Genomic DNA, 14522 nt, shown 5'->3' with positions numbered 1-14522 from the left:
GACGCTCGCTCCTGCGTCGATCAGCCTTGGCTTGATCAACGCTTGACGAAGCGATAGTGCGCCACGCCCCATGCACGGCCCTGGTCGTAACCGAACAGCTCCGTGCAGGCCAGCCAGAACATCCGCCAGCGCTGCCACCAGCGCTGCGCATCGTCGCCGTAGGTCTGTTTCAGCAGCGGCATGATCTGCTCGCGGTGGCGGTCCTGATTTTCCAGCCAGGCATTGGCGGTCTTTTCGTAATGCTGCCCCGACAGCACCCAACGCTGTTCGATGAGCACGTCCTGCTGAAAATGCAGCAGGGTGTCGGCCGCCGGCATCAGCCCGCCGGTGAAAAAGTGCCGCCCCATCCAATTGTCTTCGCCAGCCACTTCGAATGGATAGGCCAGATCGTGATGACAGAACACGTGCACGAACAATTTGCCACCCGGCGCCAGCCAGCTGCCAACGCGCGCCAGCAGCTCGCGGTAATTGCGCATGTGTTCGAACATTTCCACCGACACCACGCGGTCGAAATTGCCCGGCGGCAGCGCCAGCGCGTTGACGTCGGCGGTGATGACCTGCACGTTGCTCAAGCCGCGCATGCGGCACTGTTCCAGAATATGCGCGCGCTGCGGGCGCGAATTGGACACCGCCGTGATGGTGGCGCCGGGATAGCGTTCGGCCATCCACAAGGTCAACGAGCCCCAACCGCAGCCCAGCTCCAGAATGCGTTGACCGTCCGCCAGTTCGGCGCGCTGCCCGTATAGCGCCAGCATGCGTTCTTCGGCCGCGTCCAGGTCCGGCGTGGTTGCGTCCCAATAGCAACTGCTGTACTTGAGCCGGCGACCCAGGCACAGGGTGAAGAACTGCGGCGGCAATTCGTAGTGCTGGCGATTGGCGGCATCGGTTTCGATCGCGATCGCGCTGGCACGCAGGCTGTCGATAAACGCGCGCTGACGTTCGCCGCTGGCATCGGCACCGTCGCCACGCTCATCGCGCAGGCGCTGCGCGCATAGCCGGCGGATGCCGTAGCGCAGCGCGGCATCGGGCAGCACGCCGGATTCGGCAAGCCGGGTGGCGAAGGATTCTTCGGGCAGCGAGGAGGGCGGAATGGTGAGGGTGGACATACGACTCTCCAGGCGACTCAGGACGAAGGGGGGAACGGGAAAAATGCGCTGGTGGCGCGCTGGTAGCGGGCGTAGTCCTCACCACGCGAGCGCAGCGCCTGCTGCTCGGTGTAGGGAATGCCGGTGAAGCGATACAAAAATACGAACATCAGCACCGGCCCCAGTGCACACACCGCCACCGGCCACGGCCCGGCGCCGACGGCCAATGCTAGATAGGCGAACCAATGCACGAACTCGAAGAAATAATTGGGATGGCGCGAATACCGCCACAGCCCGCTGCGGCAGGTGATGCCGCGATTGGCCGGGCTGGCCTTGTGCGCAGACAGCTGCCGATCCGCCAGCGCTTCGCCACCGACCGCGAGTAACCACACCACGATCGCCAGGCTGCTCCACACGCTCCAGGCCGGACTCGGATTGCTGGCAGCGGCCAGAAACGGCACCGAAAACAGCACCACCACCACCGCTTGAGCCAGGAAGAAACCCAGGAATTTGCGCTGGTTGCCATTCCAATGCTCGCGCAGGGCGCGATAACGCCCATCTTCATGCGGATCGCCGAACACGCGCACGCCCAGATGCAGCGCCAGGCGCGCGCCCCACGCGCCGCCGAGCACGGCCACCAGCGCGCGCGGTAGCAGCGCGCCATCGGACATCCACGCGCAATACGGCGCAGCGATGGCAAGGCATGCAGCCCACAGCACATCGACCGGGCCAGCATTGCCGCTACGGCGTTGCCATAGCCAACCGAGCAGCATCACCAAAATTGTAAACACGCCTACATGCAGTAGCGGCCAGGCAGTCATTGCAGTTCTCCGGTGATGTGCTCAGGCAATGGTCGCGCCAGGCGGCGTGCATACAGCGACAACACGCCGCAGGCCAGACCCCAACCGATGCCAACCGCCACCACCGCGTGCAGCTGAGGCGGCTGAAATTCCACCGCATTCCAGCTGCGCTGCGCCAACCAATACGAAAACGGCCCGAAAATGGCGCCCAGCAGCACCGCCAGCCACGGCCGTTGCATCACCGTGGCTAACGAATGATTGAGCGTGAGCGCAAAGCCCAGCCACAACGCCAGAATCCATGGCGGCGCCAACAAGGTGCCCGGCCACGGCGCGGCATAACGCACCCACCCGCCTGCAGCGAGCGTGGTGTCCAGCAGCAAGCCCAACGACAACGCAGCGATCAGCAACTGGAGATCGCCTGGCGCACGCCGCGACGGCCACAGCTGATACAGCGCCAATAGCCCTAACGCCAGCAGCGTCGGCCAGATGCGCGCATGTGACGCAGCGCTGACTGCTACCAGCCAAAGCACCTGCAAGCCGAGATAATTGCCTAGCTGCTTCATGCGTCGGCAGCAAGGCCTGGCACGAATTGCGGCGGACGCGCGCCTGGCTTGCTCAGCCACAGATGCACATCGCCGATCGAGCGCTCCAGAAAACCGGCTTCGCAATAGGCCAGATAGAACTCCCACATGCGGATGAAGCGCTCGTCGTAACCCAGCGCACGTACCTGCGGCAGCTGCGCCATGAAGCGCTGCCGCCAGGCGCGCAGTGTCAACGCATAACTCGGCCCGATATCTTCGAGATTGAACAGACGCAGATCGCTGGCCCGTGCGATCGCACCAGTGATCGCCGCCACCGACGGAATGAAACTGCCGGGGAAGATATGCCGCTTGATGAAGTCCACCGAGTGCAATGCCTGCGCATAGCGATGGTCTTCGATGGTAATGGCCTGGATCAGCGCCTCGCCATCGTCAGTCAGCAAGCTGCCGACCTTGGCGAAATAGGTCTCCAGATACTGGTGGCCGATCGCCTCGATCATCTCGATCGACACCACTCGGTCGTAGCAGCCTTCCAGATCGCGATAGTCGCGCAACAACACTGTCACACGATCGCTCAAACCGGCCGCAGCGATGCGTTGTGTCGTCAGCTCGAACTGTTCGCGCGAGATGGTGGTGGTGGTGACGCGGCAGCCGTGCTCGCGTGCGGCATGCAGGGCAAAGCCGCCCCAGCCGGTGCCGATTTCCACCACTTGGTGCTGCGGGCCTAGCCGCAGTTTTTGGCAGATGCGTTCAAGCTTGCGCGTGGCCGCGCGTTCCAGTGCCGCGTCGCCTTGCGCCTCTTCGCCATCGACGAAGATGGCCGACGAATACATCAGGTTTTCGTCGAGAAACAGGCTGAACAACGGGTTGCCCAGGTCGTAATGCGCGGCGATATTGCGGCGGCTGCCGCTTCGGGTATTGCGCGCCAAGCGGTGCAGGCTGCGCATCGCCCAGCCACCCAAACGCGCGGTGCCGGTCTCCATCGCGTCCAACCGGTCGCGATTGCGCAACAGCAGTCGCATCAGGCCGACCAGGTCGTCGCACTGCCACTGCCCATCCATGTACGACTCGCCGGCACCGACGCTGCCATTGAGTGCGGCTTGCCGATAGAACCCGGGATCTGTGACGCGCACATGCAGTTGCAAGGCATCTGCGCCCCTGGCGTTGCCGAGGGTGGTGATGCCATCGGCCTCGTGCACTTGCAATTGCCCATCGCGCAAGTCGCCGAGCGTGGCCAGCAGGCGCTTGCGCAACAGGCGATCCGTCCAGGAAGCCGCGCGCGGCGCGGTGGTGTCGGGCAGGGACGTGGCGTTCATCGGCGTTCTCGCACAGGCAGATGGGGGTTGTCGTGCACAGGGTTGCCGCGCAGCCACAGACGCAAGGCCTGCCAGTGGATGGCGACCACGACCTGCACGGTCATCATGGGGTAGGCCAACAGCGCGCGCGCTAGGGTGCGCGCAGTCAGCGGCTGGCGCTGCAGCACCACGGTGGCGTCAAAGCGGCGTGCGCCGACGTCGTTGCTTGCCGTGTCGGTGTCGGCGACAGGTGCATCCAGTACGTCCATATGCACCCGCAATTGCGCATCCGGCACGCTGAAACGCCAGTCGTAGCGCTGCTGCATGCCCATGAAGGGCGAGACGTGGAAGCGCTTGTCGAAGCGCCAGGCATGTATGTCGCGATGCGTGCGCGCCTGCGCGACCGGCAGCACATACGTATGGCGCTGCTGCCAGGGCGTGTTGGTGATCTCCGCAACGATCCAGCGCAAGCCGTCATGACGGTCGAAGCAGTAGTAAAAGCTGACCGGATTGAAGACGTGGCCGAAGTAACGCAGATGCGTGAGCAGGCGGATCGCCCCGTCGGGACGCTCGCCGGTATGGCTCTGCACGCAATCGCGCACCGCCTCATCCAGTGGAATCGTTGGATCGCCGAGATAATCGCTGCGACGGAACTGCGCCAGATTCGCGCGCCCTACCGACCACAGCCAACGCTGTGCGAAGACCCGGTCCAGCTCTGACAGATCCAGATACATCAAAAACAGCCGGTAGCGAAAATCCAGGGGTTTTGGCGCAAACCGGCGGTGCCGCATCCAACCGGTATAGATCGCGCTGCGCAACGGGGCCGCCCCGCTGCCGGCGCCACTGCCCTGGATCGGGGGCAATGACACCGCATCGGTGCTGGCTTCGCGCAGCCGCTGCATCACCAGGGCACTCCCAGGCCGTGGGCCACGTCCACGCCGCTGCGCAGGCCGTCTTCGTGGAAGCCGAAGCCCCATGCGGCGCCAGCGAACCAGGTGTGCTGCACACCTTGGATGTCGGCCTTGCGCGTCTGTGCAGCGAGTGCCGCCGCGTTCTGCACCGGGTGGCGATAGCGCATGCGCCGCAGTACCTTGTCCGGGTCGATATCGCGGTCGCGATTGAGGCTGACGATGAACGGCTGCGGCGCATCGATCGACTGCAGCGCGTTCATCCAGTAACTCACCGTGCACGGCGCCTGCGGGTCGGCCGGCACATGCGCGTTCCATGCGGCCCAGGCGCGGCGATTGCGCGGCAGCATGCGCGCATCGGTGTGCAGCACGGTGTCGTTGTTCTGATAGGTGATGCCGCCCAGGACCTGCTGCTCGGCCGGTGTGGAGTCGCTGAGCAGCGCCAGGGCATCGTCTGCGTGACAGGCCAACACCACTTCGTCGAAATGCTCTTCCCCCCGCAGCGAGCTGAGTACGACGCCATTGCCGACGCGCCGGATCGCATGCACCGGGTTGGACAGCCGCTCGAGCACCTGCCAGCGCCGGCGCAGCGCACGCACATAACTGGACGAGCCGCCACGCACCACCTGCCACTGCGGTCGCCCGCTGAGTTGCAGCATGTGGTGATTGGCCATGAATCCGATCAGCTGCCCCATGGGAAATTCGAGAATGCGTTGCGAGGGCGAAGACCACAGCGCCGAGGCCATCGGTACCAGGTGCTGGTCGCGAAAGGCCGCAGAGTAGCCATGCCGCTGAAGATACTCGCCTAGCGTGCTGAATTGCTCGTCGGTCCCCAGCACGGCCGGTGCCTGCCGGTAGAAGCGGCGCAGGTCGGCCAGCATGCCCCAGAAGCGCGGGCTGAGCAGATTGCCGCGTTGGCAGAACAGCCCACCCAGGCTGCCGGCGTTGTATTGGAGCCCGCTGCGCGCATCATGCACGGAAAAGCTCATCGTGGTTGGCTGCGCGGCCACGTCGAGCTCGGCGAACATGCGCGTGAGCAGTGGGTAATGCTGCGGATTGAACACGATGAAGCCGCTGTCCACCGCATAGCGCTGGTCTTCCAGCTGGATGTCGTGGGTGTGCGTGTGCCCGCCGAGATAGTCAGCGGCCTCGAACAGGGTGACTTCATAACGACGCGACAACAGCCACGCCGCGCCCAGGCCGGCGATGCCACTGCCGACCACGGCAATCATGCCCTCACTCATCGGCGCACCCGCTCTGCACGTTGCGTGAGAAGCTTCGGCATCGGCTTGAGGTCCCACACCAGGCCCACCCACGACATCGCGGTGAGTCCGTACCAGGTCATGTCGTACTCCCACCAGCGCAGGCCTTGGCGCGCCGAGCCGGGGAAGAAATGATGGTTGTTGTGCCAGCCTTCGCCAAAGGTGAACAGTGCCAGCAGCCAGTTGTTGCGACTGTCGTCGCGTGTATCGAAGCGCCGGCTGCCGAAGCGATGCGCCAGCGAGTTGATGGTGAAGGTGGCATGGAACAAGGCCACGGTGGAGATCACAAAGCCCCACACCAGCAATTGCGCGCCACTGGTCTTCAAGGCGGGGGCCGCAGCGGCCAACCAGTCGCCGAGCAGGTACAGGCCCAACGCCAGCAGCACTGGCATCACGATGTCGAAGCGGTCCAGAAAGCGCAGCTCGGCAAAGCGGCGCAGATCGGGGATGACTTCCCAATCGGTGCGGAAATGACGCGGGGTCAGGAACCAGCCGGTGTGGCTCCACCAGAAGCCGTGCTGCGCTGGCGAATGCGGGTCGCGGCCGGTGTCGGTATGCCGATGATGATTGCGATGATGCGCGGCCCACCACAGCGGCCCGCGTTGCACGCAGGTAGAGCCAATCGCGGCGAACACGAACTGCAGCACACGCGAAGTCTTGAAAGCGCGGTGCGAGAAGTAGCGGTGATAAAAGCCGGTCAACGCGAACATGCGCAGCGCATACAACGCCACCGCCATGCCCACCGCAAACCAGGATGCGCCCACCCAGAACACCGACAGAAACGCCACGTGCAGCGCGATGAAGGGCAGGGCGCGCAGCCAGTCGATGCGGTCGGCGCGCACTGCGTCCAGCGGTTCGTCGGTTTGCGAATCCACCCAGCGACGCAGGCTGCCGATGCGCGCGGCCAGCCAGCCACCGCGATGCGTGGTAGCGGGCTGAGGCGCCGCAGCGTTGGGGTCGATTCCGGTACTAGGCACGCGTGGTTCTCCGTCGTTGGTCGTTACACTTTACGAACGCAGCCTGCAAACAGATGCACTAGGTCGCTTGATCGTCGCATGCGCGTCTACGCTTGACGCGATCCTACGTATAAATCGCGCATTCGCGCACACAAATAACCGCGCACAGTATCGTTGGCGCGGATGAGGCTGTTCGTGAAAGAACGTGCCCTGCGAAGATCTCACAGGCAACGTCAGCGCGCTTACTCAGGGCGCCATCGCCAGCGTGCTAATGCCGCCCTTCGCCACCACGGTGCCTGTGGGGATGCCACCCGGTGCACCGCCCAACGGCTCCAGGGTGACGGCCAACAAGGCCTCGTTGCTGAGCATAGGCATCAACTGATCGGGAATCTGCGCGCGACGTGCGCGTTGATCGTCGAACGTGCCCATCGAATGCGGCGTGCCGTCTGGAGTGATCAACCACACCTCGGGCACCTTGCTGGCGGTGGCGGTGCGATCCAGCGGCGTGACCGTGATGGTGTGCTTGTCGGCATCCATCAAAGCCACATAGCCCGGCCGGCCGTCTTCGGTGGCCAACGTGGCGGTCATCGCGATGCCGGTTGCGGCCGGTGTGGTCGAAGGCGCAGGCGGCGTGACCGCCGGCGTCTGCACCACCGCACCTGCGCCTGCTGTCTGCACCGGTGCGTGCGGCGTGCCCACGTTCAACAAGGCAAGCACGCACACTGCAGCAGTCGCTAACCCGCCGGCACTGGCCCAGCGCCAGAAGCACACGCTGTTCCACAGCGGCGTGGCCGGTTTGGTGGTGGCGGTGTGTGCGGATGGCACTGCGGGCAGTGGCGTGTCGAAGCCCAGCGTCTGGCGAATGTGCGGCCAGAGCTGATCGGAAGGGGGCACCGCAGTGATTTCGTCCAGCAGCGGCATCAAGTGTTCCTGCCATTGCAGAACTGCCTGATCGAACTGGCTGTCGGTGGCGATGCGTTGTTCGGCCGCCAGGCGCTCGTCGGCGCTCAGCAGGCCCACCACGTACTCGCCGGAAAGAACGTCGCGCGGCGGTTCCTGGGCGATGGGAAATGGCGTGCTCATCGTTCCAGACATGCCTTGAGTTTGGCCAGTCCACGACGGATCCAGCTCTTGACCGTACCGATCGGCGTGTCGGTACGCGCCGCCAGTTCTTCGTAGGTGATGCCATCGAAAAACGCGGTGCGGATCAACTCGCTGCGCGGCGATTCGAGTTCGGCCAAGCAATGGTCGATGCGTTGGCGCGTGCTGGCGCGCTCGGTGCGTTCCAGCGGTGAAGCATCGCTGGAACGCAGGTCGCCGGCATCGTCCAGGGTCACGTTGCGACGCTGCGGTGCGGTGGCGCGCAGATGGTCGATCGCCTTGTTGCGCGCGATCATCGCAAGCCACGTGAGCCCGCGGGCACGGGCGGGATCGAACTGCCCGGCCTTGTGCCAGATCAGCGTGAACACGTCCTGCAGCACTTCTTCGGCTTCGGCACGTTGCGGGATCATGCGCAGGCACACCCCGAACAGCTTGGCCGAGGTCTGCCGGTACAGCGCTTCGAAAGCATGCCGGTCGCCGCCCGCAGTTGCTGTGAGCAGGCGTCCGGCTTCATCGTGGTCGTGGCCAGGAATGGCACTCATGCGGTCGGGCGTTGGCGAAGGTGGCGCAGATCCTACCCGACTGGCTACAACGTGTCTTTCACTTGCGCTGGAACCACAGCAGCACTGCGGCGAGCAGTAGCAGGATTTCCACGCCTGCCAGCGCAACAGTCGGTGCCGAGACCGGCCACAGCCGAGAGAGCGCGACAGTGCGGAACAGCGCGATCGGGACATAGAACGCGAGTGCGACCAGCAACCCGGTGCGGGGCTGATCGATCCAGGCAAAGTAGCCGAACAAGAACGCCATGCCCAACTGCAGGCCACCGTAGATGACCAGGTATTCCGACTGCCCGGCCGGAGAGAGCTGTGTGTAACCGACTGCATGTGCGGTCTTGGCCGGCGAGAGCGTGCACCAGATCGCCAGGACGACATAGAGCACTGCGTTGATCCAAAGATAGGCCTTGGCCATGAGGATGTTCCTGCGTGGGGGAAGGGTGCCCGGGCCGTTGTACGCAACGGCGCGTGGTCGAACGTGAAGATGGCCCGTGCCGGGTTCACGGGGCGCTGCAGCTTTTGGCCAGCGGCTGCTCGCGCGCCTGGCGCAGCGCGTCCGCACTGGCGGCACGCGCAGCGGTGTCTGGGAAGACGATGCGCACGCGCGGATAGCGGCCGCGCGCATCGCGCAGATTGCCGACGCCGCGGAATTCAAGCAGGCGCTTGTCGGCGATGGAATAACGTACTTCCAGCGATGGCGCGGCCGCGCCGTACCAGGCATCCAGGCTGAGCCGATAGCGCCGTTGGCCGGCGCTGTCGCCGACCCGTTCGACCTTGAAGGCCAGCTGGCGTTGCAGACTCGGCAGCACGAACTCGACGCGCTGCGTTGCGCTAGCGAGTGCGTCCCACTGGGTGCGCAGATAGGCATCGAAACCTGCATCGATCACGCGCACGCCCCCGCTGGCGGGAAGTGCGGTGTGGCGTTCGGCCTTGCCGGGTTCCTGCTGAAACATTTCGCGCACCCCATCGCGTTTGCGCACGCCTTCGCGATAGCCGTCGCGCCCATCGAGCAGGCTGAAGTTGGGTGCGGTGCCGCCGCCATCGACCTGTTTGCGCGCGAACGGGCGCCCGTCCGTGCAGCGATACAGCACCACCCTGCCGCCATCGTCGAGCAGCCAGTGCGACTCGCGGTAACGCAACGCACCGCTGTCGCCATCGAAGGCATCGCCATCCACACGGGTGACGGTTGCTGCGCTGAGCGGCGAGCAGCCAAGCACCAGCAGCAACAACGACGGGATCGGCCGGTAGCGGGTGGCGAGCGCGACAAAGGGGGCGGCGAATGGGCGCATCGGCCGATTCCTCGATGGGAGTAAACACAAGTACGAGCGCGTCCGCAGCACGGATGCGCAGGATGCGTCAGGGCGTTCCTGATCGAATGTAGGAGGTGGAGGCCTGCGCCGATGATGTTGGGGGCACCGAACGCTGCTGAGGCTCAGAAAGCGGGGGCGTGCAGGCCGCCAGCCGTTTAGCTGCTTGCGCGCAGCGCGATGCAATCCACCGGGCAGGCCGGCAGGCAGAGCTCGCAGCCGGTGCACAGCGGTGCGATCACCGTGTGCATGTGCTTGGCGCCGCCAACGATGGCATCCACCGGGCAGGCCTGGATGCATTTGGTGCAACCGATGCAGTCGGCTTCCACGATCCAGGCCACTTGCGGCAGTGTGTGCGTACCGCGGGTGCGGTCGTAGGGGCGTGCAGGAAGCTGCAGTGCATGCGCCAGCGCACGTGCACCGGCGTCGCCACCGGGTGGGCAATGATCGACGTCGGCGTGTCCCTCTGCCATCGCTTGCGCATATGGGCGACAGCCGTCGTAACCGCACTGGCCGCATTGGGTCTGCGGCAGCAGGCGGTCGAGGCGTTCGACCAATTCGGGCGTGGCAGCGGGGGTTGCACTGTGCATGTCAGTGCAACAGCTTGCCGCGATACCAGCGCTGCTGCGCCAGCGCCAGCAGCGGTTTGTCTTCGCGACTATCGCTATAGGCATGCACGCAGTCGTACTGCGACAGGTCGTAGCGCATGCGGATCTGCGCTGCCTTGTGCGGCCCGCAATCGCCATCGGCATAGCGGCCGCTCAACACGCCGGCAGTGTGCTCCAGCCGATTGCAGATCAGCGACAGACCATGTTGCGTGCACCACGGCTGCAGATACAGATCCAGCGACGCTGACACCAGCACCACTTCATGCCCTTGCGCCTGGTGCCAGTCAATGCGCTGCATCATCCCTGTGCGCAACATGCTGGGCAGATCGTTGCGTGCATACGCCGCGCCGTGCATAGTCATTTCTTCCAGCGAGCGAGTGCTGAAGACTAGGCGCGTGACGCGTGCGCGCAAGGCCTGCGCGGAGACCAAGCTGACCCGATAGCCCAACACCCACGGACCCGCCCACCATTTCGCCGCAGCCAGCTGCGCCGGCGTTGCCACCTTGCGCAGGAAGCGCGTGTAGGTGTCGCAGGTCGTGATGGAGTGATCGAAATCGAACAGGGCGAGGTGCATGGGGCGGAGATTGGGGGAGTTGGGATTGGGGATTCGTTAAAGGCGCGGTGTTTTTTCCTTTTCCCACCGCACCTGGAGATTGGTCCCTTTATGGCGTGAAGGTGCCTCGAAGGGGCGGATGAAGTCACCGGAGAAGCATTTTTGAAAGTTCGCGATAGTCAAACCTCGCTTACCAATCAGATCTGGTTTCTACGAAGTCCAAATCCCAGCCGCTTAATCCCGCTTCACCGAACCGGCATCCCCGGCTGCGCACCGCCATCTGCATCCAGCAGCGCCAACGCGCCGCCGTCAAAGCCCGCCGACAGGATCATGCCTTCGCTGATGCCGAAGCGCATCTTGCGCGGGGCCAGATTGGCGATGAATACCACGCTGCGGCCGACCAGGGTTTCCGGTTCGCCGTAGCTGGCGCGGATGCCCGAGAAGATCTGGCGCTTGCCCAGTTCGCCGGCGTCCAGTTCGAAGCGCAGCAGCTTGTCCGAGCCTTCCACGCACTCGCACACCAGCACCTTGCCGATGCGCAGATCGAGCTTGGCGAAATCGTCGATGCCAATAAGACCTGGATTCGAGACGGAGGCGGGGGGATTGGCCGGCGTAGCCGCTTTTGCATCGGTTTTGGTCACCTTTGCAGCGCTGACGGTGGCCGCAGCCGGTGCTGCGGGCGCGGAGAGAGTGTCTTTTGAAGCGTCGGTCATGGCGTCGATCAGTTTGGGGTCGATACGAGTGAACAGGGCGGTGTAGGTCTCGATCTCTATGCTCTGGAAGCGTGGGTAGTCACCGATTCTTTCAAATGGGATGGCTTCGTCACCCATTGTGAGAAATCGAAGAGCGAGTGCCGCTGTCTCGGGAAGGATGGGTTGGAGTGCGATTGTGATATCTCTAAACATCGTCAAGGCTGCATACAGAACAATGCCTAATTCTTCCGAGCGGCTTGGATCTTTAGCCAGGTTCCAAGGCGCTGCTCTGGCGATAAATTCGTTTGCACTGTCTGCAGCAGCCATCAATTCCCGGCATACGCGGCCAAAGTCATTGCGTTCGTAGTGTTCGGTGGCCCTCTTTGCCTGATTCGAAACAGAGACGAACGTAAAAATTGCGTCAGATTCGATATCGGCTGGTTCGACCTTCGATTGCCAGTCAGGACTGGAAGCGCTCACAAATGTGGCGATTCGATCCTGTTGTAATTGAGAAGTCCGAAGCCGGCCGTGGAAAGCTTTGTTGGCTATGCCGGCGCAGCGGCTGGCCAAATTGACGAACTTGCCGACCAGATCCGCGTTCACCCGCGTGACGAAGTCGCCCAGGTTGAGGTCCAGATCGTCCACGCCGCCGGAGGACTTGGCCGCGAAGTAATAGCGCAGCGCTTCCGGCTCCAGGCCCACGTCCAGGAAGGTCCGCGCCATCACGAAGGTGCCGCGCGACTTGGACATCTTGGCGCCGTCCACCATCAGATAGCCGTTGACGTGCAGACGGGTCGGCGCGCGATGGCCGGTGCCGTGCAGCACCGCCGGCCAGAACAGGCCGTGGAAATTGACGATGTCCTTGCCGATGAAGTGATGCAGCTCGGTCTGGGCGCCGGCGACCAGATGCGCTTCGAAATCCTCGCCCATCTGCGCGCACAGCGTCTTGAAGCTGCACAGGTAGCCGATCGGCGCGTCCAGCCACACGTAGAAATACTTGCCCGGCTGGCCGGGGATCTGGAAGCCGAAATACGGCGCATCGCGCGAGATGTCCCACGCGCGCAGGCCGCCTTCGGTGTCCAGCCATTCCTTGAGCTTGGCCTTGACGCCGGGCAGTGCCACATCGCCGGCCAGCCACTCGCGCAGAAAGCCGTCGAAATGGCCCACTTCGAAGAAGAAATGCTCCGAATCGCGTAGTTCGGGCGTGGCGCCGGAGATCACCGATTTGGGCTCTTTCAGCTCGGTTGGCGCATAGGTGGCGCCGCAGACTTCGCAGTTGTCGCCGTATTGGTCGGCGCTACCGCAATTGGGGCAGATGCCCTTGATGTAGCGATCCGGCAGGAACATGCCCTTGGCCGGGTCGTAGAACTGCGCTACCGAGCGACGGCTGATGTGACCGGCGGCTTCGAGCTTGGTGTAGAAGGCTTCGGTGAGCGCGCGATTGACCGGCGAATTGGTCGAATCGTAATGATTGAAGGTCACCCCGAACGCGGCGAAATCGCGCTCATGGCTGGCCTGGATGTTGGCGATGAAGGCTTCCGGGGTCACGCCGGCCTTTTCGGCGGCGAGCATGATTGGCGTGCCATGGGTGTCGTCGGCGCAGACGAACCAGGTCTTGTCGCCGCGCAAGCGGCGCGCGCGCACCCAGATGTCGGCCTGGATATAGCCGACCAGATGGCCGAGATGCAGCGGGCCGTTGGCGTAGGGCAGGGCGGTGGTGACGAGTGCGGTGCGGGTCATGGCAGACGTAATGCGGGAGACACGTGAGTATCGCACGGCTGCGCACGGGGCCATGCCGGCGCCTCATGCGCCTAAGCGGCAGTCCCGACCACCAGCGCCCCAGGCGACATGCCTGGGGCGCTGGTCCTTCCGGCTGCTAGAAGCGATGATTCATGGTGAACATGTAGCGCCGGCCCAGGCCGTCATAAACGTTGGGGAAGGCGACCAGCTTGTCGGTCACATTCAGCGCCGCCAGATTGATGCTGGTGTGCGCATCGAAGGCGTAGCCCACGTTGGCGTCGTAGGACGTATAGCTGGGGATGCCCAGGGGGGCACGGGTTTCGACGGTATCGTTGAGGTCATACACCGCGCTGCTGGTGTAATTGGCACTGAGGCCGAGATTCCAGTGCGTACTGATATAACGCGCGTTCCATTGGAACTGACGCTTGGAGGTATTGATCTCGCCAACCGATTCGTCCGGCGGGATCCCGGGCGCTGCAGCACTGTTCAGTGTCTTGGGGGAATAGCCGTAGAAACTCAAATCGACGATTCCCTTACCCCAGTTCACGTCGGCCAGATCGAAGCGATAGTTCACCTCGGCGGTCCAGCCGCGGAAATTGGTATAGGGGCCATTGGTGTACTCGGTCCGGATACTGTTGGCGACACCGGTCTGCGGATTGCGGGTGATCAGGCTGCAGAAGTTGTTCGCGTTGGGCACGTCATTGACATTGAAGGTGTCGCTGTCGAAGCAGCCTGAGGTGATGTCTTCTGCTGACAGGGTGGTGATCGAGTTGGTGATCTGGATGTCGTACCAGTCTGCCGCGATCCGCAGACCCTTGACCCACTCCGGCTGCAGCACGATGCCGGCGGTCCACGATTCTGCTTGCTCGTTCTGCAGACGTGCGTTGCCGCTCACTGAGCCGAGCTGGCTGCTCGGTGCCTCCTCGAACGAGGCAGGATCGGAATCAGTGTAGTAATCGAAGAAGGCCTGGCAGTTGCGCGCACGCACGCCCGGGCGAGGACCGCTGCCAATCTGTGCAGCGCTGCAGGGCTCGGGAATGAAATAAGGGCACCTCGAACAACCAAGTCGTAGCCGTGGTGACACGCACTGGATGATGACCATACCTTCAAAAAATCAGCGAT

The 14522-nt window shown here is 63.7% G+C and carries 15 protein-coding genes; all 15 read right to left on the bottom strand.

The annotated features are described in order from the left end of the window. Positions 1 to 35: 35 nt before the first annotated feature. Positions 36 to 1106: an SAM-dependent methyltransferase gene (locus tag XpopCFBP1817_RS05075; protein ID WP_128416272.1), complete on the bottom strand. Its 1071-nt coding sequence runs from the start codon at positions 1104 to 1106 to the stop codon at positions 36 to 38. A gap of 17 nt (positions 1107 to 1123) precedes the next feature. After that, complete coding sequence (locus XpopCFBP1817_RS05070; protein ID WP_128416271.1) at positions 1124 to 1906, bottom strand: DUF1295 domain-containing protein; 783 nt, start codon at positions 1904 to 1906, stop codon at positions 1124 to 1126. Then, a complete protein-coding gene (locus XpopCFBP1817_RS05065; protein WP_128416270.1) occupies positions 1903 to 2448 on the bottom strand; it encodes a DUF2878 domain-containing protein in 546 nt (181 codons plus the stop codon). Before XpopCFBP1817_RS05065 ends, XpopCFBP1817_RS05070 begins: the two co-directional genes overlap by 4 nt. Then, a complete protein-coding gene (locus tag XpopCFBP1817_RS05060; protein WP_128416269.1) occupies positions 2445 to 3740 on the bottom strand; it encodes an SAM-dependent methyltransferase in 1296 nt (431 codons plus the stop codon). Before XpopCFBP1817_RS05060 ends, XpopCFBP1817_RS05065 begins: the two co-directional genes overlap by 4 nt. Beyond that, on the bottom strand, positions 3737 to 4621 hold the full coding sequence (locus XpopCFBP1817_RS05055) for a DUF1365 domain-containing protein (protein ID WP_167393834.1): 885 nt from the start codon (positions 4619 to 4621) through the stop codon (positions 3737 to 3739). The genes XpopCFBP1817_RS05060 and XpopCFBP1817_RS05055 overlap by 4 nt, the downstream gene beginning before the upstream one ends. After that, positions 4621 to 5871: an NAD(P)/FAD-dependent oxidoreductase gene (locus XpopCFBP1817_RS05050; protein WP_128416267.1), complete on the bottom strand. Its 1251-nt coding sequence runs from the start codon at positions 5869 to 5871 to the stop codon at positions 4621 to 4623. The genes XpopCFBP1817_RS05055 and XpopCFBP1817_RS05050 overlap by 1 nt, the downstream gene beginning before the upstream one ends. After that, complete coding sequence (locus tag XpopCFBP1817_RS05045) at positions 5868 to 6866, bottom strand: acyl-CoA desaturase (RefSeq protein ID WP_128416266.1); 999 nt, start codon at positions 6864 to 6866, stop codon at positions 5868 to 5870. The genes XpopCFBP1817_RS05050 and XpopCFBP1817_RS05045 overlap by 4 nt, the downstream gene beginning before the upstream one ends. 225 nt (positions 6867 to 7091) lie before the next feature. Beyond that, positions 7092 to 7928, bottom strand: coding sequence for an anti-sigma factor (locus XpopCFBP1817_RS05040; RefSeq protein WP_167393833.1), 837 nt, complete (start codon positions 7926 to 7928; stop codon positions 7092 to 7094). Continuing rightward, positions 7925 to 8488 carry a sigma-70 family RNA polymerase sigma factor gene (locus XpopCFBP1817_RS05035; protein ID WP_128416264.1) on the bottom strand — a complete coding sequence of 188 codons (564 nt, stop codon included), beginning with the start codon at positions 8486 to 8488 and terminating at the stop codon, positions 7925 to 7927. The genes XpopCFBP1817_RS05040 and XpopCFBP1817_RS05035 overlap by 4 nt, the downstream gene beginning before the upstream one ends. Before the next feature lie 58 nt (positions 8489 to 8546). Then, positions 8547 to 8915 (bottom strand): DUF4345 family protein, encoded by a 369-nt coding sequence (locus tag XpopCFBP1817_RS05030; protein ID WP_128416263.1) that lies wholly within the window; start codon positions 8913 to 8915, stop codon positions 8547 to 8549. An 85-nt stretch (positions 8916 to 9000) separates the two neighbouring features. Continuing rightward, positions 9001 to 9789 (bottom strand): hypothetical protein, encoded by a 789-nt coding sequence (locus tag XpopCFBP1817_RS05025; RefSeq protein WP_128416262.1) that lies wholly within the window; start codon positions 9787 to 9789, stop codon positions 9001 to 9003. A 176-nt stretch (positions 9790 to 9965) separates the two neighbouring features. After that, entirely contained in the window at positions 9966 to 10397 is a 432-nt protein-coding gene (gene rnfB, locus XpopCFBP1817_RS05020) for an Rnf electron transport complex subunit RnfB (protein ID WP_128416261.1), read from the bottom strand. Position 10398: 1 nt separating this feature from the next. Then, on the bottom strand, positions 10399 to 10989 hold the full coding sequence (locus XpopCFBP1817_RS05015) for an HAD family hydrolase (protein ID WP_128416260.1): 591 nt from the start codon (positions 10987 to 10989) through the stop codon (positions 10399 to 10401). Positions 10990 to 11213: 224 nt separating this feature from the next. Then, positions 11214 to 13400, bottom strand: coding sequence for a methionine--tRNA ligase (metG, locus tag XpopCFBP1817_RS05010; protein ID WP_128416259.1), 2187 nt, complete (start codon positions 13398 to 13400; stop codon positions 11214 to 11216). A 136-nt stretch (positions 13401 to 13536) separates the two neighbouring features. After that, complete coding sequence (locus tag XpopCFBP1817_RS05005; protein ID WP_244171061.1) at positions 13537 to 14388, bottom strand: TonB-dependent receptor; 852 nt, start codon at positions 14386 to 14388, stop codon at positions 13537 to 13539. Between the last annotated feature and the right edge of the window lie 134 nt (positions 14389 to 14522).

The organism is Xanthomonas populi (assembly GCF_002940065.1).
Classification (GTDB): Bacteria; Pseudomonadota; Gammaproteobacteria; order Xanthomonadales; family Xanthomonadaceae; genus Xanthomonas; species Xanthomonas populi.
The sequence above is the reverse complement of the archived record's forward strand: the minus strand, read 5'-3'. Positions and strand labels throughout refer to the sequence as shown.